This is a genomic window from Marinifilum breve (assembly GCF_003202155.1).
Lineage (GTDB): Bacteria > Bacteroidota > Bacteroidia > Bacteroidales > Marinifilaceae > Marinifilum > Marinifilum breve.
Window position 1 is genome coordinate 1 of sequence record NZ_QFLI01000190.1, and the last position, 371, is coordinate 371.

Annotated in this window: 1 protein-coding gene; it reads left to right on the forward strand. The window is 28.6% G+C overall.

The window, feature by feature from the left end:
- The first annotated feature begins 11 nt into the window (after nucleotides 1–11).
- On the forward strand, nucleotides 12–107 hold the full coding sequence (locus tag DF185_RS24930; RefSeq protein WP_498365939.1) for a hypothetical protein: 96 nt from the start codon (nucleotides 12–14) through the stop codon (nucleotides 105–107).
- Nucleotides 108–371: the final 264 nt, after the last annotated feature.

Sequence of the window (371 nt, forward strand, 5' to 3'; positions counted from 1 at the left end):
AACAAATTGGGATTCATTTATCAACAGATTTTTTTCTTCCATTTGAACTTATTTCCATAATTCTTTTAGTTGCTTTGATAGGTGCAATTACTGTGGCTCGTCAGTAATAAATCTTTAGAACCAGCAATCCAAATAAAACTTTGTTCTGTGTTTCAATTCTATACGAAGATTGTTCATATATAAAATCAAAATATTTTTAATAAAATATATTTTTTTTTCTTTGTCTTTGTTCCACACTTGTTAGTTACGTACTTGTTATATTCTAGTCAATCGAATCGGTTGAATTGTTGTTCATCTTGAAATGCATCGATATTGATAAGGAGTTGGTCAATGATGCTCGAACATGTACTTATTTTGAGTGCCTATTTATT